Origin of the sequence: Marinobacterium lutimaris (genome assembly GCF_900108065.1) — a bacterium.
Taxonomy (GTDB): Bacteria; Pseudomonadota; Gammaproteobacteria; order Pseudomonadales; family Balneatricaceae; genus Marinobacterium_D; species Marinobacterium_D lutimaris.
This window is the reverse complement of record NZ_FNVQ01000001.1, coordinates 1,897,469-1,919,241: the sequence shown is the minus strand read 5'-3', so window position 1 is coordinate 1,919,241 and position 21,773 is coordinate 1,897,469. Positions and strand designations below refer to the sequence as shown.

Here is a 21,773-nt window from a genome sequence, read left to right as displayed (position 1 = left end):
CCTGGCTTAGCGGCTGGTCAGCTGGGGCCAGAGCTGGTAATCCAGCTGACCCTCGGCGAGTGAAAAGAGCAGCAGTGCGGTGAGCCTAGCGCGGCGGTTCAGACTGTCGACGATCAGAAACTCCTCGCTGCTGTGAATACAGCCACCCTCAGCACCAAGGGTGTCGATAACCGGAATCCCCTGGGCTGCGATGTTGTTGCCGTCGCAGCAGCCCCCCGTAGCGCTCCAGTGCACCGGAATATCCAGTGCCGAACCGCACTCCGCGAGGAGCGCCGCCAGTTCGTGCGCAGCCGGTGTCAGTTGCTTAGGGGGCCGCGAAAAGCCGCCGTGAATACGCAGAGACAGGCCGTCCCGGGCGTTGATCTCTGCACTCAGCGCATTCAGCTGTTGCTGAATCCAGTGTTCGTCCTCCTTTTTGCGGGTGCGCACGTTAAAGCGGGCGACGGCAAGATCAGGCACCTGGTTCAAGGGGCCTCCGCCGTTGAAGCGTGCCGGGTTGATAGTGACGCCCTCGCGTTGGCCGTTCAGGTTATCCAGTGCGGAGATAAAGTCGCACAGGGCCCGAATAGCGTTGCGACCGCTGCCGATATCACGGCCGGCGTGGGCCGCCCGGCCCCGCATCACCAGGGTGAAATTGCCACTGCCCTTGCGCTCACCGGCGAAACTGCCATCGGGCAGGGCGGGTTCGAACACCAGTCCAAGCTGCGCGTGTTTGGCGGCATCGGTGATCAGGATGTCGGAGCAGGGCGAGCCAATCTCTTCGTCCGGGTTGAAGATCAGCGTCCAGCCGAGCTTGCCCGCCAGGGCGCTGCGCTCCAGCGCTATCAGCGCATGGATCATAATGACCAGCCCGCCTTTCATGTCGGTGACGCCCGGCCCGTTAAGGCGGTTGGCATCAAGCCAGGTCAGCTCCTGAAAGGGCGAATCGGGCGCAAAGACCGTGTCCATGTGGCCGCATAGCAGTATCTGGCGCTCCGCCTGGGGGTGTTTACGCAGACGGATGGCCGCTCCCACAGAACGGTTGTGCAGCTCTCCCCGGTCGTTGATCTCTTCCAGGGGGGGCAGATCGATGCGCTTTTGTTCCGCGTCCAGCGGGGCGCTGTATTGCAGCAGGCGGTCGCCGACACGCTCGATACCCTGAACGTTCATAGAGCCGGAGTTGATCAGCGCGAGCTCACTGGTGGCATGCAGCATCGCCTGCTGTTGACTGGTTATCCAGTCCAGTTCTGTTTGGTAGGCGCTCAGGTTCATCTTGGATACTCCCGTTTTGCGCGCTCAGCTCCCCGTCGGTCCCTCCGCAACCAGATCGTTCAGTGCCCGGTCGAGGCGGGTAATCGCCTCTTGGATATCGGCGTCCGGGATGATCAGTGATGGGGTCAGACGGATAACATCGGGGCCAGCCATCAGCAGCATCAGTCCCTGATTGCGACACGCGTCCAGCACCCGTTTGGCCTGCCCTTTCCAGTGGTGTGCCAGTTCTGCGCCGAGCAGCAGGCCGCGGCCACGAATCTCACTGAAGAATCCATGGCGCTGGCTCAGGGCGGTCAGCTCCGAGCGGATAAGTTCTGATTTACGTTCAACGCCAGCCATCAAAGCCGGGTCGTCCAGTGTATTGATCACGGCAAGCGCCACGGCACAGGCCAGCGGGTTGCCGCCGTAGGTGGTGCCATGGCTGCCAACGCCAAAACTGGCGCCCACTTTACGGCTGGTCAGCATAGCCCCTATGGGAAAGCCGCCGCCAAGTCCTTTGGCGGAGGTCAGGATATCCGGCGTAACGCCAAGCGCCTGGTGCGCGTAAAGCGAGCCGGTGCGGCCGGCGCCGGTCTGTACCTCATCGAACACCAGCAGGGCATCGTGACGGTCGCAGAGGGTGCGCGCCAGGCGCACAAATTCGGGGTCGGCGGGTATCACGCCGCCCTCGCCTAGCACCGGTTCCATTACGATGGCACAGGTTTTGTCGCTGACGGCCAGTTCCAGCGCGGCCTTGTCATTGTATGGCAGGTGAGTGATGCCGCCGGGCACCGGCTCAAAGCCCTGGCGGTACTTCAGCTGGCCGCCGACGCTGACGGTGAACAGGGTGCGGCCGTGAAAGCTGCCATTGAAGGAGATGATCTCGTGCTTGCCGCTGTCTGGGCCTGCGTGGTCGTAGGCGTACTTACGTGCCAGTTTAAATGCGGCTTCGTTTGCCTCGGCCCCGGAGTTGGCGAAGAAAACCTGTTCAGCGAAGGTGAGTTCGGTGAGCCGTTTGGCCAGTTCCAGTGCCGGTTCGTTGGTAAAAACGTTGCTCAGGTGCCAGACCCGGTCGGCCTGTTCCTGCAGAGCCTGCATCAGCGCCGGGTGGCGATGACCCAGGCAGTTGACGGCGATACCGCCCGCCAGGTCGATATATTCACGGCCCTGCTGGTCCCAGAGCCTGGAGCCCTCTCCGCGTACCGGGATGACATCCGCCGGTGAGTAGCAGGGCACCATTACCTGGTCGAAGTTGGCTCGGGAGATCTGATCGTTCATGTGATACCTCATGAAAAACTGTTCTTACATGAGTATGAACCTGAAGACGTATTCGTCCAGAATCCGATGCTACTGAGATTCCGGTCGCTACGTTGTAGTACCAATGTATAGGGTGTTTTTAATCAAACTGTCATCGAAATACGCGCCTATGGTTGTAGAATCTGCCGCGCAATATTTTATTCAACCGAGGTTATTCGATGAAGTTGAGCAAGGGTGATAAAGGAGTAGTTGGCTGGTGGGTCGATCGCCAGTTCGCCAACAACCCGCTGTTTCCCGAAAAGTGCATTGCCGAGAAGGAAGACGGCAAGCCAGGGGTCAGCAAGAAGCATGTAAAGGCCTATAAGGAATGGTGCAAGACCTCTTCCAAGCGCTCTCAGATCGAGGAGTGGATCGATAAGTGGCTCAGCAAGTCTGAGCGCAAAGCGTTGAAGCAGGCGGTCGAGAAAAAAGAAAAAGAAGAAACTCCGACCCAGAGCTGATCCCTTGGATCTATTTCGCCCCTGCGACCAATCTCGGTCGCAGGTTCAGGTTGGCTGACACTGATAGCTATCAGTTGGGCGCAACCGATTTTCCCTGTCTCTTTTCACTGGTACCTGTTCGTTGTACCAGCTCGTTGTAACTCACACCTGCCTGTATCGGGTCTGGCTTCAGAAACGACGGTTCACGTTCGTCCTGATGTCCGCAATAGCTGATCTGCGTCGTTTGTTAGCTCTCCCTTGGCGCTATTTATGCGCATATATACCCCTTAGGGTAGATGTTCAGTATCCCTGCATTCAGCGACAATCGGCTCAATATTAATCTCAGGAGAATCTTATGCCAGGGCTTAAACCTCTGATGCTCGCCGCTGCCCCGAGCGTTGCAGTGGAAGAGTACTATATCGATCAAGAGAAGCTGATCAGCGGTAACCCCAAGCAGTCATTATGGGTTGAATATCAGGATAAAAGCGCGCAGTTCTTTGCGGGTATCTGGGCCAGTGAAATCGGTGAATGGCGAGTCAGTTATACCGAGGAGGAGTATTGCTGCATCCTTGAGGGTGAAAGTGTGATTACCTCCGCGGAAGGGGAAGTATTTACCGTTAAAGAGAAGGATGAGTTTGTCATCCCGGCAGGTTTTAGCGGAACCTGGAAAGTGGTTGAAGCGACGAAAAAGCGGTTTATTGTTTACGAGAAAACGTCGTAACAGCAGCGTTTGCCGCTCGGCATAACATCGTTTGAAGGCGGGCTTTTAGCACTTGGCGATCCGCCTGGACACCATCGAGAATAGTGTCCAGGCGGGTTGAAGCAGCTTACCTAAAGAGTCGGGAGAGCGCCAGTCGAGTCGTTCTCAATCTTTAACTACGTCGACAAAGTAACGCTCTTCGCCATCCACGATCTCACGTACGAGGCCGTGGACATCGGTTTCAAAGCCCGGGAAGCGGGCGTTGAAATCACGCGCGAACTTCAGGTAATCGATGATGGTGCTGTTGAAACGCTCACCCGGTACCAGCAGCGGAATTCCCGGCGGGTAGGGGGTGACCAGCATGGCGGTTACCCGGCCTTCCAGTTCGTCGATCGATACCCGCTCCACGTCGCGGTGTGCCATCTTCGCCCAGGCATCGGCCGGTGTCATCGCCGGTTCGATGTTGGACAGGTACATGTCGGTGGTGATCCGCGCCACGTTGTACTCCTTGTACACGCTGTGGATCGCGCTGCACAGGTCACGCAGGCCGACACGCTCGTACTGCGGGAACTTGGCGGCAAACTCCGGCATTACGCGCCACATCGGCAGGTTCTGGTCGTAATCGTCCTTGAACTGCTGCAGCTCGGTCACCATGGAGTTCCAGCGGCCCTTGGTAATGCCGATGGTGAACATGATGAAGAACGAATAGAGCCCGGTCTTCTCGATGATGATGCCGTGCTCGGCCAGGTATTTGCTGACGATAGCGGCAGGGATACCGTCATCGGCAAACTCGCCGTCCAGATCCAGCCCCGGTGTGATGATGGTGGACTTGATCGGGTCGAGCATGTTGAAGCCAGACTCGATATTGCCGAAGCCGTGCCAGGTGTCGCCTTCGTGGATGATCCAGTCATCGCGGTCACCAATGCCCTCGTCGGACTTGGGTGTCGGCCCCCACACCTTGAACCACCAGTCGTCCTTGCCGAACTCCGCGTCCACCTTGAGCATGGCGCGGCGGAACTCGATCGCTTCGTGCAGGGATTCTTCAACCAGTGCCTTGCCGCCCGGAGGCTCCATCATTGCCGCTGCCACATCGCAGGAGGCGATGATGGAGTACTGCGGGCTGGTGGACGAGTGCATCAGGTATGACTCGTTGAAGCGGTGGGTGTCCAGCTTACGGTTCTTGCCATCCTGCACCAGGATCTGCGAAGCCTGGGACAGGCCGGCCAGCAGCTTGTGGGTGGACTGGGTCGCGAACACCAGGGTTTCATCCGAACGCGGACGCCCTTCACCGATCGCATGCATGTTGCGATAGAAGGGGTGGAAGGTGGCGTGCGGCAGCCAGGCCTCGTCAAAGTGCAGCGTATCGATGCTGTTACCGAGCATCGCCTTGATGGTCTCCACGTTGTAGAGGATGCCATCGTAGGTACTCTGCGTAATGGTCAGGATACGCGGCTTCTTGTTCTTCGCCTCGCGGGCAAAGGGGTTGGCCTCGATCTTCTTGCGGATGGTTTCCGGATCGAACTCGCTTTTCGGGATCGGGCCGATGATGCCGTAGTGGTTGCGCGTCGGCATCAGGAACACGGGAATAGCCCCGGTCATGATGATCGAGTGCAGGATCGACTTGTGGCAGTTACGGTCTACGACAACGATATCGCCCGGCGCCACGGTCGAGTGCCAGACCACCTTGTTGGAGGTGGAGGTACCGTTGGTGACGAAGAACAGGTGATCGCTGTTGAAGATGCGCGCGGCGTTCGCCTCACTGCTGGAGACGGGGCCGGTGTGATCGAGCAGCTGGCCCAGTTCATCGACGGCGTTACAGACGTCGGCGCGCAGCATGTTCTCGCCAAAGAACTGGTGGAACATCTGGCCCACCGGGCTCTTCAGGAAAGCGACGCCGCCGGAGTGGCCCGGGCAGTGCCAGGAGTAGGAGGAATCGCTGGCGTAGTCCATCAACGCGCGGAAGAAAGGCGGCGCCAGGTTATCCAGATACTTGCGTGCCTCGCGGATGATATGGCGGGCGACGAACTCCGGCGTATCCTCGAACATATGGATAAAGCCGTGCAGCTCACGCAGGATATCGTTGGGGATAGAGCGCGAGGTACGGGTCTCGCCGTAAAGGAAGATCGGAATATCGTTGTTGCGCTTGCGCACCTCGACGATAAAGTCGCGCACCGATTTCAGCGCGATGCTGATGTCTTCGTCGGTGCCGCCGCCGAACTCTTCATCGTCAATGGAAAGGATAAAACAGGAAGCGCGGCTGGCTTGCTGGGCGAAGGAGGTCAGGTCGCCGTAGCTGGTAAAGCCAACGACTTCCATACCCTCATTTTTGATCGCCTCGGCGAGGTCGCGAACACCAGAGCCGGAGATGTTCTCGGCACGAAAATCTTCATCGATGATGACAACGGGGAAACGAAATTTCATCCACTTTGCCTGTATCTGCATATGAGTTAATTGCTGCCCGAAGCCTCTTAAACAAGAGGGGATGGCAGGTGCGAGCTAGTGTAACAGCGCGTTGGTGAAGTATAAATTAAATCTACCTACCGGTAGGTATTGACACCCTTTGAGGCAGTAGGAGAGTGCGAGTTCCCCTGTCAAATCGTTTTCATGCCACTGCTTGTGTGCCCACGTGTCTCCATTCACCTTCCAGCTTGCCACTAACCTCCATGCCTGCGAATTAACCTCCAGCGTCTGGAGGAGCCTGCAATGAGGATAGCAGCCATTCGTGCTCTCGGCGGTCGCGATCTTGGCCATGCCGGGTGGCCAGAGTCCGGTGAACGCGAAGCCTGTCCTCACTATGAATACATCTACGCTTAACAGGGCTTTTGATGAAAATTTCTGGCTGAACCGGATGGGTTCTCGGTCGCTATAGATAAGATAAGCGGCTAATAATGCTTTCAGCGAATCTGTCTAAGGATAATAACAATGAGACCTGTCTTTTCCTGGATTGCAGCTTCAAAGTCTGCAGTTTCCAAGGCTGTACTAGCCAGAGTCACTGCTCCAAGAGTCATAGTCCCAAGAATGATAGCCCCAAAAGTCATAGTTCCGGGCGCTGCTGCCCTGGTGCTCGGCATCAGCCCTTTAATGGCTGAAACCGCACTGGCGGCTCAGCCGCACAACCGCACCGATCAACTGATTGTGCGCTTTGACGACCAGTGGACCAGAGGGAAAGCCAAGGCGCGTGGTCTGTCCGAGATCGTCGGCAAAGAGTTGATCTATGTGCGCGAAACCTCGCTGGGTTCGACGATCTACAAACTCCCTTCCCGCGAATCCCTGCCGCAGGTGACGGGTTATGCCAAGGCGCTGATGGCGACCTCCGGCGTACGCTATGCGGCTGCCGACGAGATGATGTTTGCCAATGAGGCGCTCGCCGACCCACCAGCTGAAGGTATTCTCTTGTCCGATGGCTCGCCGGTTTATCAGCTGCAGTGGCACTACTTCGGCAGTGCCGGCATGGATGCGCCAGGGGCCTGGGCTCAGTTGGATTCTAACGATCACGAGGTGCGTGTTGCCGTGATCGACACCGGTTACACCGAGCATGCTGATCTTGCGGCCAACCTGCTGAGCGGGGTCGATATGGTGCATGATCCCGATATATCCAACGACGGCGATGGCCGTGATCAGGATGCCCGGGATCCCGGCGACTGGACGACGCGTAATTACTGCTACCTGGGCTCGCTACCCAGTGACAGCAGTTGGCACGGTACCCATGTGGCCGGAACGCTGGCGGCCGTGACAAATAACGGTAAAGGCGTTGCCGGTATCGGCTATAACCTGATCAAGGTGGTGCCGGTACGTGCGCTGGGGCAGTGCGGGGGGTACGCCTCCGATATCGCCGATGCCATCCGCTGGGCGGCGGGGTATGACGTAGAGGGCGTCTCGAACATCGATCAGCCGGTGCAGGTGATCAATATGAGTCTGGGTGGCAGCGGCGCCTGCAAGCCAGACTCCGAGTACCAGTTGGCCATCAATGATGCCGTGAAGGCGAACACAACCGTTGTTGTTGCGGCGGGTAACTCCAATGCCGATGCGGCGAACTATTCACCGGCAAGCTGCGCCAATGTTATCTCCGTCGCTGCGACAGGGCGTACCGGCGACCGTGCTTATTACTCTAATTTTGGAGAGGTTGTAGACCTGGCCGCACCCGGTGGGGACAAGAGCACCGATGCCAGTGCCGGTGTGCTGTCGACGTTGAATGAGGGTCTCACCTCGCCAGGCCTCGATACCTACGCTTTCTACCAGGGCACCAGCATGGCGGCGCCACATGCGGCGGCCGTGGCCGCGCTGCTTTACATCAAGGATCCCGGCATCACTCCCGCTGAGGTTGAGGCAGTGTTGAAAGCCAGTGCCCGGAACTTCCCCGGAAACTGCACTCTTTGCGGCGATGGGCTGTTAACGGCGGGCAATGCTCTGACTCTCGCCGGCGGCGGCACCATCGCGCCGGAACCTGCGCCACCGCAGGCGCCCACTAACCTCGGATTTGGCGCAGTCGGCGATGGGTCTATAACGCTGAGCTGGTCCGACCAGAGCGATAATGAGACCGGCTTCCGCCTTGAGCGCGCCCAGCTAAACCGCAAAAACAAATGGTCGGGCTACAGCCTTGTCGCTGAAATCGATGCAGTGGCTTATGAGGATTCCGGACTCGATGGAACCTATAAATACAGAGTTCAGGCTTATAACTCGGTGGGGGATTCAGCCTGGAATTACAGTAGTGAAGTGACGGTGGCGCCTGCCGCAACAGGGGGGGACTCCGGTGGTGGATCTGGCGATGGATCAAGCACTTGTAAGGGCAATGGTCCCAAGTGCCGCTGAGCCGGTATCACCAGCAAAAACAAGGGTGCCAATGGGCGCCCTGTTTTTTATCTGTATTGCAGTTTCGGGATAATAATATCGGTATCTTCTCATGCATGATTTTTGAGTTTCCGGCGTGACAGCCAAACGGAGCAGGCTAAGCTATAGACAGTAGATCGCCCAAAAAAATAATAACCCGGAGGGCGCAGTTATGATGGGCAGTATCAATCCCTACGCAACTTCTTATTCGACCTTGCCGGCGGGGTTGAACCGCTGGGCTTACTCCAATCTCGTTGATTTTTTCGAGCGCACCTGCGCCCGTTACGCTGATAAACCCGCCTTCACCAGTTTTGGCCGTACCCTCAACTATGCCGAGCTGGAGCAACTCTCCGCGGCGTTTGCCGTACATATCCAGCGTAATACCGATCTTCGACCCGGCGACCGTATCGCCATCCAGCTGCCGAATCTGATCCAGTATCCGGTGGTATTGTTCGGCGCGCTGCGTGCCGGTCTGGTGGTGGTCAATACCAATCCGCTCTACACCTCTGAAGAGATGGCGCATCAGTTCGTCGATTCCGGCGCCCGAGCACTGGTGATTCACAAGAGCATGGCCCACAAGGCGGAGGCGATACTGGATCGCACCCAGTTGAGCCACCTGTTCGTCACCCAGGTGGGCGACCTGCACGGCTTTGTAAAACGCACTCTGCTCAATGCCGCCATCAAGTACATCAAGCACCTCGAGCCGGATTTCTATCTGCCGGGAGCGCTGGGTCTCAGAGACGTTTTACTTGAACATCTGGGCGAAAGGCCGGATCCGGTAAAACCGGGCCTGCATGATCTGGCGGTGCTGCAGTACACCGGCGGCACCACCGGTGTCGCCAAGGGCGCGATGCTGACTCAGGGAAATCTGCTCTCCAACCTTATGCAGGGTTATGACTTCATCAACAGTGAAGGCACCGGCTGGGCGGAGAACGTGCTGCTGCCGCTGCCGCTCTACCATATCTATGCCTTTACCGTATCGCAGATCATCATGGCCTCGGGCGGACACTGCGTGCTGGTGGCCAACCCCCGCGATATCGATTCGCTGGTGCGGGAAATAGCGCACTGGCCGATGACGGCCTTCATGGGCCTGAATACGCTGTTCAATGCCCTGTGTAACCGCGAGACCTTCCGGCAACTGGATTTCAGTCGGCTGGAGCTGACCCTGTCGGGTGGCATGGCGCTGACACGGGATGCGGCCAATCGCTGGGAGAAGGTGACCGGCTGCCCGATCATGGAGGCCTATGGCTTGACCGAGGCGTCCCCGGCGGTGGCGATCAATCCGCGCCATGCCATCCAGCCTGGCACCATCGGCCTGGCGCTGCCGCACACCGAGGTGAAGGTGGTGGATGAAGAGGGCAGGCAACAGCCAGATGGCGTGCCCGGCATGCTCTGTGTGCGTGGGCCGCAGGTGATGGCCGGTTACTGGCAGCGGCCAGACGAGACGCATGAGGTGCTCACCGAGGATGGATTCCTGAAGACCGGCGACATCGCGGTGCAGCAGAGCGACGGTTACCTGCGTATTGTCGATCGTGCCAAGGATATGATCATTGTCTCCGGCTTCAATGTGTATCCCAACGAGGTGGAGGATGTGGTCTGTGCTCATCCCCAGGTTATTGAATGTGCCGCCATCGGTGTGCCCGACCCGGACAGTGGTGAGCGGGTAAAACTCTTCGTGGTGAGTAACTCCCCGTCGCTGGATCGTGCAGCTATCCGCGAATGGTGCCGCCGCCATCTTACGGCTTATAAGGTGCCGCGGGAGGTTGAGCTGGTTACCGAACTGCCCAAGTCCCCGGTGGGCAAGGTGATTCGTCGCCATCTTCGTGACGCACCGCCCGCGGCGGATGCAGCACAGGCGCGTCGCAGCGCCTGATTCCTGCTGTGGGCCGGCGCATTGTTGTCGCTTTTACGACAACCAGGCGCCGGTCCGCATTCTCTACCACTCTATCAAAAGCGTACTAAGTCTCTGAATTAACGGGTGCTATCTCATTGCGGTCTGCTGGTGTGCGGTTTGCAATGGTTTAGCAAACGGGTTGCCAAACCAGCCCGTACACCCGCCTCCGGCCAGCGTCGGAAGCCCTCTGCTAGGAGATAGGTATGAGCACAGATATCAGCTTCCAGTGCGTGGCCGATGCGGTCAGCGATCCCCAGGCACTGATCGTGGCCTTTGCCTCTCAGGATGGTGAGATGGTCGATCAGCACTTTGGTTCGGCGCAGGCGTTTTATGCCTGGGCGATCACGGCAGAGAGTGCCGAGCTGATCGCCAGCCATGACTTTGGCTATGAGAAGAAGGATGGTAACGAAGACAAGCTCAAACCGAAGATGGCCTGGCTGGTGGGTGCCGATGTGGTCTACTGCGGCTCCATTGGCGGTTCAGCCACCCGCCAACTGGTGACCCTGGGTATCAACCCGATCAAGGTGAAGGGCGGCCCGGATGTGGAGGAGCTGGTGGAGGCGCTGCAGACGGAGCTGGCCAGTGGATCCCCTGAATTCTGGCTGGCAAATATCCTCAAGCGCAAGGCGGGCGGCGGTGATGACCGCTTCGACCAGATGGAGGATGAGGGTTGGGATGGCTGAAATCCCCTGGGTATAGGCGCATAATACAGAGCTTGGGACGCCGCTCGGACGGCGTTTAGGAACCGATCCAGGCGCTGGTCAATTCTGACCGGCGCTTCGCTATGCCGGGTCATATTTTGCTAGCCCGCCTGTTCCCCGCCTCTGTCGCTCAGCCTGTAAGGATACGCCTGCCCGATGTTTCAAGCCTTCCTCGTTCCGATTCTGCCGGTCATTCTGATCGCCGCTTTAGGCGCACTGCTTAGCCGTAAAACTGAATGGCTCAATAATCCCTCCCTGGGCGCCATGGTCACCAATATCGGTCTGCCCGCGCTTTTGCTGCATTCACTATTGAGCATGGAGATGGACCTCTCCGGCATGGGGCGGATTCTGCTGGCAATGGTCGCCACGCTGGCCTTGTCTGCGCTGATTACCTGGCCGGTGCTGCGACTTTGCGGCCAGTCGGTGCGGCGATATCTCTCGGTACTGGTCAACCCGAATACCGGCAACCTGGGAATACCGGTCTCCTACGCGCTGCTAGGTGAGGACGCGCTGGCGGTGGCGGTAGTGGTGTCATCGGTGGTGACCATCAGCCATTTCACTCTCGGCGTGTCGGTGATGTCGGGCAGCTTTGCGCCGCGACAGATGCTGCGTAACGCCCCCGCACTGGCGCTGGTACTGGCCGCTGTGTTGCTGGGTTTTGAGGTGCAACCACCGGAGTTTGTGATGCGCACCCTGGATATGGTGGGTGGGATGACCCTGCCGATCATGCTGCTGTTGCTCGGACGTTCGTTGGCGGCACTGAAGCTTGGCCGCTCCACTCAGTGGACGCCGTTGCTGCTGATGTCGGCCTATCGCCCGCTGGTTGGACTGGTCAGTGCGTTGGCGGTGATCTGGCTGCTGGGGCTCAATGAGTTGGATGCGCGGGTGCTGATGATTCAGGCGGTGATGCCGGTGGCGGTGATCAGTTATATCCTGACCGTGCGTTACGAAGGGCCCACCGAGCGGGTGGCAGGTTTGATTCTGCTATCGATGCCGGCCTCCTTCGTGGTGGTCGGCATCCTGGCCCATTTCTGGTTGTAGCTTGCGGGAGGGTGTTACTTGATGATGATCAGGTCGCGCTTTTTCTCGATCTCTTCGATACGTGCCTGGGTCGCTTCGATAAATGCCTGACCTGCGGCGATGCGGGCCTCGTTTTCATCGTCAAACTGCAGGAATGCACGGGTCATCGCCGAACGGCGACGGTCAAGCCAGGCATTCTGCTCGGTCAGCTCCTTGACCCGGGCATCGCGGGGCAGGAAGTCGAGCATATCCTGGAACAGGACAAACAGCTGGGTATCGTACAGGTAAGCAACGCTGGAGAGAGTTTCGTTGCGCGCCTCGGGCGAGTTGGCGGTGGCAAACTGGCTTTCCAGTTGCGCCAGTGGCTGTTCCAGGTCCGGGAACCAGTCCAGCTCTTCGCTCAGGCCGCGGGCAACCTTTTCGTTGCGGCTCAGCTCAGGCTTTTTCGTCTCTTTTTCCACCTCTGCAGCGCGCGGGGTTGCGGGTACGTCGGATTCTTCACCGCCCATAAACGGCATGGGGATGGACTCGCAGCCGGCGAGCATTAGCGTGGCAAAAGCGACGGAGAGGCCGCGGGCCCGGGTGAATACGCGCATTCCATGTTTCCCTGTCAGATGAGTTGAGGGGTCATTCTAACCGAGGCCCGGGCAAGAGGCATCCCGCAGGGGATGCCTCTTCAGGGAGCAGTTTGCGCCGATCAGTACTTCCAGCTCACACTCAGGCTGGCGTTGCGGGGCTCGCCATAGTAGCTCTGCGTGCTGTACAGAGAGTTTAGGTACTTCTCATCTGTCAGGTTGTTCAGATTCAACTGGGCGCTGAGATTTTCGCTGAAACGGTAGGAGGCCATCAGATCCACCAGGGCGTAGGCGTCCTGGGTGGTGGTGATGCCGGCAGCCTGTTCGCGCTTGATATCGTCCTGCCACCGGACACTGGCGCCCATCTTCACCTGAGGCAGGGCCGCGGGCTGATAGGTGGTGGCCAGTTTCAGCTGGCGTGCCGGAATGAAGGTGCGTATTGCGTCTCCCTGATCATCCTCGATCTGTACGTAGGTAAAACCGGCGGTGGCGTGCCAGCGTGGCGCCAGTTCACCGGCCAGTGTGAGCTCAAAGCCGCGGCTCTCGGTGTCTTCACCCACGTAGAAAGTGGAGTTGTCGGCGCGGCGGCCACCGGAGGTCGCCAGGTCCGACTGTTTCGCGGTGAACAGGGCGGCGCCTGTCTCCAGTTTGCCATCCAGCCAGGTGCTTTTCAGGCCGACTTCATAGGCATCGCCCATGACCGGGTCGAGACGCGAGCCGGCTAAATCGGTTTCACTTTGAGGACGGAAAATCTCGGTGTAGCTGGCGTAAACCGAATGGCGCTCGGTCAGGTCATAAACCAGCCCGGCATAGGGTGTCAGTTCACTGTCGCCGCGGTCCTGGTTTGCGCTGTAGGCGTCGCCTTTGGTGCGCAGGGATGTGTAGCGCGCGCCACCGATCAGGTTCAGCTGATCGGTCAGGCTGAAGCGGCCGGCGGCGTATACGCTGCGGGTCCAGTCTTTCCAGCTGCTGGCTGACTGTCTGGCATCAAAGCTGGGCTTTGGATAGTTGCCGTTCCACTTATCGCCCCAGTCGAGAGGGGTGCCTATACCCTGGCCGAAGTTGTTTAACTGAGATGACTCGGTTGAAGACCAGCTGGCGCCAAGCACGGCTTCATGCTCTCTGCCGCCCAGTGAAAAACCACCGCTGGCGTAGATATCGCCCAGCAGCTGTTCGTCATCCTGTGAGTGGCGGGAAGGGTAGGCGTAAGGTCCGGACTCGTTCGTGGCATTCGGCGTACCGGCGACATAGAAAAGGGCGTCGTCGGTCTTGCTCTCGATATAGCTCAGGTTCGCTTTCAGCTGCCAGCCGTTGGCGAATCGTTGCTGCAGCTCCACAAAACTCTCTTCACGGGTGTTATCCAGGTAAGCCCAGTCGGTAGCGGTACTGGTGGAAACGTCATAATCGGTGGCGGAACCGTCGGTGTAGAACAGCGGCATGGCTCCCCAGAGCGGGGCATCCGGCTGAACGGTCTGGCGGCTGTGGCCGATGGTGAGTAGCGTGGAGTCGGTCAGGTCGGCTTCAACAACGCCATAAAACAGGTTGTTCTCACGGCTGTAGCGGTCCAGGTAAGAGTCGCCGGCGTCGTGGGCGCCCACCAGTCGGCCGCGCACCGTTCCCGCTTTGTTCAGGGCCCCGCTGACATCGGCGTCGATGCGGCGATTATCCCAACTGCCGTAGCGGGCATTGACCTGCGCCTGAAACTTTTCGGTGGGGCGTTTGCGCACGTAGTTGACCGTGGCCGACGGTGAGCCGGTGCCGGTCATCAGGCCGTTGGCGCCGCGCAGCACTTCGATACGGTCGTACATGGCGGTATCCATATCGCCGTAGAGCAGGTCATGGGTAAACGGCAGGCCGAGACCATCTTGCTGAAAGTTTTGGATATCGAAACCACGGGCAGTGAAGGTAGCGCGGTCGGTTTCCACCCTTTCAACGGTGACGCCAGGGGTGGCATCCAGCACCTCCTTGGCGCCATCCAGACCAAAGTCGTCCATCTGCTGACGGGTAACCGTGGTGACGGTCTGCGGAGTTTCCTTCGCCGTCAGTTGCAGCCGCGTGGCGGCAGCGGAAGACTCTGATCTGTAGGTGTTCTCGGTACTCTGACCGCCATCGATCGCGGTATCGCTTATCTGCAGAGTGTCCAGTGCGACGTTATCCTGCTGATCGGCAGCCTGGGTATAGGGTGCGTGGATCAGTGCTGCGATGGCTAGGGTGAGGGCTGAGACCGGGTAAGAGGGATGTATCTTCATTATAGCGTCCTGCTAATAATAGAGTTAATGATTATCATTTATTGTGTTGGCTTGTTGTTATTGCTTGTCTGTAACCTGCGGTGTTGCAGGGTTACGAATTACGAATTACGAATTACGAAGTACGAATTACGAATTACGAATTACGCGTTAACGTTAAGAGTTAAAGAGTCGGGCTAGTCCGGCAGAAAACCGCCACTCTGATGAGACCAGAGCTTGGCGTAGAGGCCGCCTTGCTCCAGCAACTGCTGATGAGTGCCCTGTTCGATAATTCGGCCCGCATCCATGACGATCAGCCGGTCCATGGCGGCAATGGTAGACAACCGATGGGCGATAGCGACCACGGTTTTGCCTTGCATCAGCTGGTCCAGGTTACGTTGGATATCGGTTTCCACCTCAGAATCCAGGGCCGAGGTGGCTTCATCGAGTATCAGGATCGGCGCGTCCTTGATCAGCACTCGGGCGATAGCGATACGCTGGCGCTGACCGCCGGAAAGCTTGACGCCGCGCTCGCCGACCAGGGTGTCATAGCCGTCAGGCAGGGATTCGATGAACTCGTCGATACGGGTCATCCGCGCCGCTTCACGCATTTTGCTTTCATCGGCGTCGGGGCGGCCGTAGAGCAGGTTGTCGCGGATGCTGCGGTGAAGCAGGGAGGTGTCCTGGGTGACGACGCCGATGTTTCGCCTCAGGCTTGCCTGGGTGACCTGATCGATACGCTGCTCATCGATGCGGATGCAACCGGACTCGGGATCGTGCAGACGCAGCAGCAGGTGGATCAGGGTCGATTTACCGGCGCCGGAGCGGCCGATAATGCCCACCTTTTCGCCGGCGCGGATCTGCAGGTCGAGGCCGTCAAATAGCGGCGGCTGCTCAGGGTAGGCGAAGCGCAGCTGCTCGATCTCGATCTGTCCGGCATTGAGCTCAAGCGCCTGGGCGTTGCTGTCGTCCAGGATCTCCAGCGGTCGCGACATGGCGCGGATACCGTCCTGAACCGTGCCGAGATTGCGCGCCAGGTTGGAAACCTCCCACATGATGAACTGGGACATGGACTTGATTCGCAGCGTCAGCGCCACGGCGATGGCGATGGCGCCTGTGCCGATGCTCTCATTCATCCAGAGATAGATCGACAGCGCACCGGTGCTGAAAATCAGCAGCGCGTTAAGCCACCAGAGCCCCACGTTCAGACGCGTGATATGACGCATCAACGGATAGACCGCATCGAGAAAACGTTGCATCACCGCGCGGGTGTCTTTTGTTTCCCGGGCGGAATCGGAGAATAGCCTCAGGGTGGTGAAGTTGGTGTAGCTGTCGACCAGGTGGCCCATTAGCCCCGAGTGCGCCTCTGCCTGGTCCTTGGCGCGCCGACTCAGTTCCGGCAGCTGGCGCTTGAGTAGCAGAGTATAGAGCACGAACCAGCCCAGCAGCGGCAGCGACAGGCGCCAGTCAGCGGAAAACACCAGTGCCGCCATCCCGGTGAGATAGACGCAGACATAGAGCAGCACATCCATCAGTTTGAGGACCGATTCCCGTATCGCCTCGGAGGTCTGCGCTACCCGGGTGGCCAGGCGGCCGGCAAATTCGTTCTGGAAAAAGGACCAGCTCTGCTCCAGCAGCGAACGGTGCAGTGACCAGGTGACGGAGATGCCGTGGTTGATAAACAGGGTCTGGTGAAACAGCATGGAGTGCAGCAGTACGGCAATCGGCAGCGCAACCAGCACCAGTAGGGAAATGCCGATCAGTGTGCCGCCCTCGTCCTGTAAAAAGGTATCGCGAGAGCGGGTGCCGAGCCAGTCCACCAGGTCGCCAAGGAAGTTGAACAGTGTGACTTCGAGTATCGCCAGGAAGATCGTCAGCGCCCCCAGTGCCAGCAGCGGCTTCTCGAAGCCTCGGATGGTCTGGCGTGCGAAGGCCACCAGGTTGTCTGGTGGCGTTCCCGCGGCCTGTTCCGGCAGAGGGTTGGTAAAACGTTCAAACAGCGAAAACAGATTCATCAGGGCCGTATCCTTGGTGGCTCTATCCTTGGGGCTTATTTATCCGGTGCTCAGGCGCTGGCAAAGCGCCGCCGGGAGAGCAGATAAACAAAGTAGCTGCCGCCGATAATCGAGGTCAGCGACCCCACCGGCAGGGTGCTGGGCGGGATCAGCGTGCGGCTCAGTGCCTCTGACAGCAGCATCACGCCGCTGCCGATCAGGGCCGCGTAAAGCAGGTGCTGACGCACGCCGCGGGCACCAAGCAGTGATGCCAGGTGCGGTGCCAGCAGGCCGATAAAGGCGATGGGTCCCACCAGGGCGGTGACCAGTGCGCAGACCAGGCCGACCACGGCGAGCAGAACGGTGCGCGCGGCGCCGGTGGCCAGGCCACGGCCACGGGCCACGGTTTCACTGATGCTGAGCAGCGTCAGCGCGCGCTCGCCAAACAGCGTGATTCCCAGGCAGAACATGCAGCCGATAAATAGCATCAGGGCTTTATCGCCGGTCACCAGGTAAGTGGCACCCTGCATCCAGCTGAGCAGGGCAAAGGCGCGGTCGCCGCCCTGGGTCATCACCAGTTGCAGGCAGGCTTCCATCAGTGCTGCCAGCGAGATACCGATCATTGCGAGCCGGCCGGGAGAGAACTGCTGGCGGGCGTTAAGCAGCAGAAGCAGGGCCAGTACGCCGAGGCTGCCGGCTAGTGCGTTGAAGATCATGCCGGGGCTATTGATCACCTGGCCACTGACCGCGCCAATAATAATCGCCAGCGTCGCACCGGCAGAGATGCCGAGAATATCGGGGCTGGCCAGCGGGTTGCGGATCAGCCGCTGCAGGATAACCCCGGCCACGGCAAGGCCGGTACCGGCAGAAAGGGCGGTGAGTACGCCGGGCCAGCGCAACTGCCAGATAATCGGTTCCGGCACTGCCAGCATCCAGCCATCCTGGAGGTGGTCGAGAAAGATCGCGCCAGCGCCGCTGACCAGGCCAAACAGGATCAGCAGGGGCAGGGTGAAGCGGCTCGGTTCACGCTGGATGCTCCAGGGTTTCTCTTCGATCTGTCCGCCTTCACCCTTGCGTAGCAGCCACACCAGCATCGGCGCACCGATCAGTGCCGCGGTAGCGCCGCTGGGGACCAGGATGCCGCCCTGGGAGGCGAACATCGCCAGGCTGTCGGTGGCGGTGAGCAGCAGTGCGCCCAGCAGCGGCGACATGGCCAGTTCCGAGCCCGCCCTGCGCATGCCGGCGATGCGTGCCAGGTTCGGTGTCAACAGGCCGATAAAGCCAACGATACCGGCGGCAGCGACGGCAACCGCGCTGTACCAAAGGGCCAGCAGCAGGAACAGGGCAAAAATCGGCAGCAGGTTCATGCCGCGTGCCCGTGCACCCTGCTCGCCAAGGCGCAGCAGTGTCAGCACTCTGGGCGCCAGGAACAGCAGCGGCAGCGGCCACAACAGACGCGGTAGCAACCAGATCACCTTGTCCCAGCTGACCTGCGCCAGGTCACCGGAGCTCCAGACAAACAGCGGCTGAGCGTATTGGTCGTTCAGCAGAATCAGCGCTGCGGCAATGGCCGCGAACAGCAGGTTGATCGCCATGCCGGAGAGCACAATCGGTAACCCGGAAAATCCCAGGCGACCCGCGAGCAGAAAGACGATCACCGTGGCGGCGCCCGCGCCGATCAGGGCGGCCAGGTCGCGGTGCTCGCTGGCGAACTGTGGCACCAGCAGGGTTAGCACCAGCAGCGACAGCCAGGCGCCGGAAGAGGTACCAAGAGTCATCGGTGACAGCAGTCGGTTTTGCGTCAGCTGCTGTAGCAGGGACCCCGCCAGTCCCAGCGTCGCGCCGATAATCAGCGCCATGCACAGGCGCGGCAGGGCCGATTGCAGAAACTGAAAGTCCTGAGGCGTTTCGGCCGTGGCGCCAAACAGGAGATCGATCTGTTGGCTGGCTGAAATTTCGGAGCCCAGCCAGAGGTGAAGCAGCGCGGCCAGGATCAATGCGCAGGGCAGGAACAGCGCGCGGGTTAAAGAGCAGCTCATGGCTTGGCCTCCGGCGCATCGGACGGCAGCTCAAGTAGCGCTTTGCTGAGTTTTTCGGCCATGTAGTAACGGGATGATATGCCGCCGTAGCTCCAGGCCGGCTCCACTGAGCCCTGACGCCGGGCGTTGGCGAATGGCATCGCCTTCCAGAACGGCAGGTTGAACAGTTTGTCTTCAAGCGGGAAGGGTTCTATCTGCAACAGTACGCCTTCCACCTCGGTCAGCTGGGTCATGGGACGCAGGCCCACGCCCCAGGTTGAGGCTGGCAGTGAAATCGACTCCTTCAGCCCAAGCGCGCTCAGTGCCGCATGGACCATGGAGTTGCTGTCGTGGATGTAGACATGGGACAGGTTGGTCAGGCGCACGACATCGACGCTGGGCGGTTCGCCGTTAAAGTGGTCGGCCACCTGCTGGCGCAGTTCGTTCAGTTTTGCTTTCTGTTTTTCCAGCTTCTTCAGTGCCAGCTCTTCGCGATCAAACAGACGTGCGAGCTTGATAAAGGTGCTGCGGGCGCTTTCCTCGTTATCGTGATCGGCGTGGAAATCATCGAAATAGAGCACCGGCGCGATCAGTTTGAGCTTTTGCAGCATGGCGCCCTGAGTTGAGCCGATGATGATCAGGTCCGGCTTCAGACGCGCGATTCGTTCCAGGCTCGGCTGGTGTCTTACGCCCACGTCCGCGACCTTTTCGGGCAGCGTCGGTTGCGCAACCCAGGTGTTGTAGCCACTGATATCGGCGATGGCCAGCGGCGTGATATCCAGTTCGACCAGGTTTTCGACATTGTTCCAGCTCAGCGCGATAACCCTTTGCGGCGTCTTATCGAAGTGGTGGACGCCGGTGCTGTCGGTGATTTCCAGCGCCAGACCGGTGCGGCTCAGCGTCAGCAATAAACCGAACAGGCAGAGAGAAACAGCGGACTTCATCGTATTCCTTGTAGCTCCTTGTGAAACAAACGGTCGCGGTGGGAGATGGTTCAGGCGATCACCGCCACGGGAGCTTCCTGTTCCGGGTGTTGCAGCAGGCGGATGGGGATGCTGTAAAGGTCGCTCAGGCTGGCTTCATCCTGAATCTCTGCCGGGCTGCCCTGGAATGCGACTTTGCCCTGCTTAAGGCCGACGATGTGATCGGCAAAACGCAGTGCCATGTTGAGGTCATGCAGGATCAGAATAACGCCGCGCTGGCGTTCACGGTTAAGCCCCTTCAGCAGTGCCAGCAGGTCATACTGGTGGCACAGGTCCAGGGCTGAGGTAGGCTCGTCGAGCAGCAGCAGCGGGGCGTTTTGCGCCAATAGCATCGAAACCCAGGCGCGCTGGCGTTCACCGCCGGAAAGCTGATCCACCAGAGTGTCGCGATACTGGCTGATATCGGTATCTTGCAGCGCCTCGGTAACGCTTACCTGGTCCTCCTGCTGCCAGCGACCGATCAGGCCGCGCCAGGGGAACCGGCCCAGTTTGACCAGTTCGTTAACCGTAAGGCCGGAGGTGCCAGGCAGCCGCTGCGGCATAAACGCGGCGCTGCGGGCGAACTGTCTGGCGCCGTAACTTTCCAGCTTTTTGCCATGCAGGCTTATCTGACCTTCTGTGGGGCGGTTCTGCTGTGCCAGCAGGTTCATCATCGTCGACTTGCCGGAGCCGTTGTGGCCGAGGATAACCGTCACCCGGTCGGTGGGGAGCTCGAGGCTATCCAGATCGAGAACGGTACGCTCGCCGTGGCGTACCCTGATATTTTCGAGCTTATACATCGGTGTTCCATTCCTGACGTAACTGATTGATCCGGCGCTGGCGCGGAATACGTGGACAAGTGGGGCAGGGCTCTGCCGATTGACAGCGGAAGTACTGGCAGCAGGTCTTGCGGTCCAGTGCGAGCACTTCCCGGTCCTGCAGCAGCGGAATACTCATCAGCCGGCTGGCGTTGTCGAGATTCAGTGCGCTCAGCCATTGCGAGGCCAGCTCCGTGATATTGAGATCCTGACCTTGCTGCCACTGCAGCAGGCAGCCAAGAATACGGTCAGCCAGCAGGCCTTCGCCGAGGCGGCGTTTGAACGCTTTGGATTCGAGTCGCGCAAAGATAGGCTCCAGGTAGGCCTGTAGCAGACCTGCCTGGCGTTTGATTAATGAGCCTTGCGGCGGAGCCGGCGGTATCAGACTACGAATCCGATAACCGTAAACGCCCTCGGAGCGCTGTTGCTGTTCCAGCCCAGCCAGCGGAAGTTCGCTGTGCAAGCGGTGCACGGCAAGCAGCGACAGCACGGCCGGCTGCCAGCTGAGCGTCGACCAGGCGTAGGCGTGCCAGTAGCGTGGGCCCGCCTCCGGGTTCTGCTGTTCGGCGGTGGCCAGCAGATCGCTGATGCAGGCGTCCAGGTCAGCACTGCCGACCCAGCGCGCGTCCGGGTCCTGCTTGTTTAACAACGGTGTCAGACCGGGCAGAAAGCGTTGATACTCGGTATTAAGCTGAGCGAGCAGAGTGCTGGCGTCGAGAGCAGTTGCGGCGCAAGCAGAGGATTTGCTCCCGAGACTCTTTTGATCGATTGCCACTGCTTGCCTCCCTGACGACTGATGATCCAATGATTTATGTCGCGATTGATCCAGCGATCTACCAAACAACACACAGAACCAATGGTGCCGGCCTCTGCGCTGACAATTGCCTATCAACCAATCGCCTATCAACAAATAAGAATTTACTAATAATCTAAGAGATAATTATTCTCATTTATTCTTTCCTATAGCGAAGGTCTGGTCAACCGTTTGCGACCTGATCTTGCTGCAAGCCTCCTTATTCGGGCGATGGCTTGCTATAATCCCCCGCCTTCGTTGGCAAGCGTCTTATTACCTG

The 21,773-nt window shown here is 59.2% G+C and carries 16 protein-coding genes; 6 read left to right on the top strand and 10 right to left on the bottom strand.

Going from position 1 to position 21,773, the window contains the following annotated elements:
- Positions 1 to 6: 6 nt before the first annotated feature.
- Both C4S72_RS08995 and C4S72_RS08990 read right to left on the bottom strand, forming a co-directional pair.
- Positions 7 to 1,251, bottom strand: a complete 1,245-nt coding sequence (locus C4S72_RS08995) for a hydrolase (RefSeq protein ID WP_104002675.1) — start codon at positions 1,249 to 1,251, stop codon at positions 7 to 9.
- A 24-nt stretch (positions 1,252 to 1,275) separates the two neighbouring features.
- Positions 1,276 to 2,508, bottom strand: coding sequence for an aspartate aminotransferase family protein (locus C4S72_RS08990; protein WP_104002674.1), 1,233 nt, complete (start codon positions 2,506 to 2,508; stop codon positions 1,276 to 1,278).
- A gap of 197 nt (positions 2,509 to 2,705) precedes the next feature.
- Here C4S72_RS08990 and C4S72_RS08985 point away from each other — a divergent pair, with 197 nt between their 5' ends.
- Together C4S72_RS08985 and C4S72_RS08980 are read left to right on the top strand one after the other, a co-directional pair.
- Positions 2,706 to 2,987, top strand: a complete 282-nt coding sequence (locus tag C4S72_RS08985) for a hypothetical protein (RefSeq protein ID WP_104002673.1) — start codon at positions 2,706 to 2,708, stop codon at positions 2,985 to 2,987.
- Positions 2,988 to 3,321: 334 nt separating this feature from the next.
- Positions 3,322 to 3,687 (top strand): cupin domain-containing protein, encoded by a 366-nt coding sequence (locus C4S72_RS08980; RefSeq protein ID WP_104002672.1) that lies wholly within the window; start codon positions 3,322 to 3,324, stop codon positions 3,685 to 3,687.
- Between the two features lie 144 nt (positions 3,688 to 3,831).
- On the opposite strand, the gene C4S72_RS08975 is transcribed toward C4S72_RS08980, so the two are convergent.
- Positions 3,832 to 6,087 (bottom strand): arginine/lysine/ornithine decarboxylase, encoded by a 2,256-nt coding sequence (locus C4S72_RS08975; protein ID WP_104003098.1) that lies wholly within the window; start codon positions 6,085 to 6,087, stop codon positions 3,832 to 3,834.
- Between the two features lie 597 nt (positions 6,088 to 6,684).
- On the opposite strand from C4S72_RS08975, the gene C4S72_RS08970 reads away from it, so the two are divergent.
- The 4 genes from C4S72_RS08970 (at position 6,685) to C4S72_RS08955 (ending at position 12,129) form a co-directional block, all read left to right on the top strand.
- Entirely contained in the window at positions 6,685 to 8,475 is a 1,791-nt protein-coding gene (locus tag C4S72_RS08970) for a S8 family serine peptidase (RefSeq protein WP_104002671.1), read from the top strand.
- A gap of 190 nt (positions 8,476 to 8,665) precedes the next feature.
- The gene (locus C4S72_RS08965) at positions 8,666 to 10,366 is read left to right on the top strand and encodes an AMP-binding protein (RefSeq protein ID WP_327332595.1); all 1,701 of its coding nucleotides are present in this window, start codon (positions 8,666 to 8,668) and stop codon (positions 10,364 to 10,366) included.
- Between the two features lie 224 nt (positions 10,367 to 10,590).
- Positions 10,591 to 11,070 (top strand): NifB/NifX family molybdenum-iron cluster-binding protein, encoded by a 480-nt coding sequence (locus tag C4S72_RS08960; RefSeq protein WP_104002670.1) that lies wholly within the window; start codon positions 10,591 to 10,593, stop codon positions 11,068 to 11,070.
- Between the two features lie 174 nt (positions 11,071 to 11,244).
- The gene (locus C4S72_RS08955) at positions 11,245 to 12,129 is read left to right on the top strand and encodes an AEC family transporter (RefSeq protein WP_104002669.1); all 885 of its coding nucleotides are present in this window, start codon (positions 11,245 to 11,247) and stop codon (positions 12,127 to 12,129) included.
- A 14-nt stretch (positions 12,130 to 12,143) separates the two neighbouring features.
- Here the strand turns inward: C4S72_RS08955 and C4S72_RS08950 are convergent, their stop codons facing one another.
- From C4S72_RS08950 to C4S72_RS08920, 7 genes are all read right to left on the bottom strand, one after another.
- Entirely contained in the window at positions 12,144 to 12,704 is a 561-nt protein-coding gene (locus C4S72_RS08950; RefSeq protein ID WP_104002668.1) for a hypothetical protein, read from the bottom strand.
- 101 nt (positions 12,705 to 12,805) lie between these two features.
- On the bottom strand, positions 12,806 to 14,932 hold the full coding sequence (locus tag C4S72_RS08945; protein WP_104002667.1) for a TonB-dependent siderophore receptor: 2,127 nt from the start codon (positions 14,930 to 14,932) through the stop codon (positions 12,806 to 12,808).
- Between the two features lie 173 nt (positions 14,933 to 15,105).
- Positions 15,106 to 16,923 (bottom strand): ABC transporter ATP-binding protein, encoded by a 1,818-nt coding sequence (locus C4S72_RS08940; RefSeq protein ID WP_327332593.1) that lies wholly within the window; start codon positions 16,921 to 16,923, stop codon positions 15,106 to 15,108.
- A gap of 50 nt (positions 16,924 to 16,973) precedes the next feature.
- On the bottom strand, positions 16,974 to 18,941 hold the full coding sequence (gene fhuB, locus C4S72_RS08935) for a Fe(3+)-hydroxamate ABC transporter permease FhuB (RefSeq protein WP_104002666.1): 1,968 nt from the start codon (positions 18,939 to 18,941) through the stop codon (positions 16,974 to 16,976).
- Positions 18,938 to 19,864: an iron-siderophore ABC transporter substrate-binding protein gene (locus tag C4S72_RS08930; RefSeq protein WP_104002665.1), complete on the bottom strand. Its 927-nt coding sequence runs from the start codon at positions 19,862 to 19,864 to the stop codon at positions 18,938 to 18,940. The genes fhuB and C4S72_RS08930 overlap by 4 nt, the downstream gene beginning before the upstream one ends.
- A gap of 50 nt (positions 19,865 to 19,914) precedes the next feature.
- On the bottom strand, positions 19,915 to 20,682 hold the full coding sequence (locus C4S72_RS08925) for an ABC transporter ATP-binding protein (protein ID WP_104002664.1): 768 nt from the start codon (positions 20,680 to 20,682) through the stop codon (positions 19,915 to 19,917).
- Positions 20,675 to 21,475, bottom strand: a complete 801-nt coding sequence (locus tag C4S72_RS08920) for a hypothetical protein (RefSeq protein WP_104002663.1) — start codon at positions 21,473 to 21,475, stop codon at positions 20,675 to 20,677. Before C4S72_RS08920 ends, C4S72_RS08925 begins: the two co-directional genes overlap by 8 nt.
- Positions 21,476 to 21,773: the final 298 nt, after the last annotated feature.

What these genes read in the sequence shown, in the direction of transcription:
- C4S72_RS08955 (WP_104002669.1), top strand. Translation starts at nt 11,245, where the DNA reads ATGTTTCAAGCCTTCCTCGTTCCGATTCTGCCGGTCATTCTGATCGCC.
- C4S72_RS08925 (WP_104002664.1), bottom strand. Translation starts at nt 20,682, where the DNA reads ATGTATAAGCTCGAAAATATCAGGGTACGCCACGGCGAGCGTACCGTT.
- C4S72_RS08985 (WP_104002673.1), top strand. Translation starts at nt 2,706, where the DNA reads ATGAAGTTGAGCAAGGGTGATAAAGGAGTAGTTGGCTGGTGGGTCGAT.
- C4S72_RS08950 (WP_104002668.1), bottom strand. Translation starts at nt 12,704, where the DNA reads ATGCGCGTATTCACCCGGGCCCGCGGCCTCTCCGTCGCTTTTGCCACG.
- C4S72_RS08960 (WP_104002670.1), top strand. Translation starts at nt 10,591, where the DNA reads ATGAGCACAGATATCAGCTTCCAGTGCGTGGCCGATGCGGTCAGCGAT.
- C4S72_RS08975 (WP_104003098.1), bottom strand. Translation starts at nt 6,087, where the DNA reads ATGAAATTTCGTTTCCCCGTTGTCATCATCGATGAAGATTTTCGTGCC.
- C4S72_RS08980 (WP_104002672.1), top strand. Translation starts at nt 3,322, where the DNA reads ATGCCAGGGCTTAAACCTCTGATGCTCGCCGCTGCCCCGAGCGTTGCA.
- fhuB (WP_104002666.1), bottom strand. Translation starts at nt 18,941, where the DNA reads ATGAGCTGCTCTTTAACCCGCGCGCTGTTCCTGCCCTGCGCATTGATC.
- C4S72_RS08995 (WP_104002675.1), bottom strand. Translation starts at nt 1,251, where the DNA reads ATGAACCTGAGCGCCTACCAAACAGAACTGGACTGGATAACCAGTCAA.
- C4S72_RS08965 (WP_327332595.1), top strand. Translation starts at nt 8,666, where the DNA reads ATGATGGGCAGTATCAATCCCTACGCAACTTCTTATTCGACCTTGCCG.
- C4S72_RS08990 (WP_104002674.1), bottom strand. Translation starts at nt 2,508, where the DNA reads ATGAACGATCAGATCTCCCGAGCCAACTTCGACCAGGTAATGGTGCCC.
- C4S72_RS08970 (WP_104002671.1), top strand. Translation starts at nt 6,685, where the DNA reads ATGATAGCCCCAAAAGTCATAGTTCCGGGCGCTGCTGCCCTGGTGCTC.
- C4S72_RS08930 (WP_104002665.1), bottom strand. Translation starts at nt 19,864, where the DNA reads ATGAAGTCCGCTGTTTCTCTCTGCCTGTTCGGTTTATTGCTGACGCTG.
- C4S72_RS08940 (WP_327332593.1), bottom strand. Translation starts at nt 16,923, where the DNA reads ATGAATCTGTTTTCGCTGTTTGAACGTTTTACCAACCCTCTGCCGGAA.
- C4S72_RS08945 (WP_104002667.1), bottom strand. Translation starts at nt 14,932, where the DNA reads ATGAAGATACATCCCTCTTACCCGGTCTCAGCCCTCACCCTAGCCATC.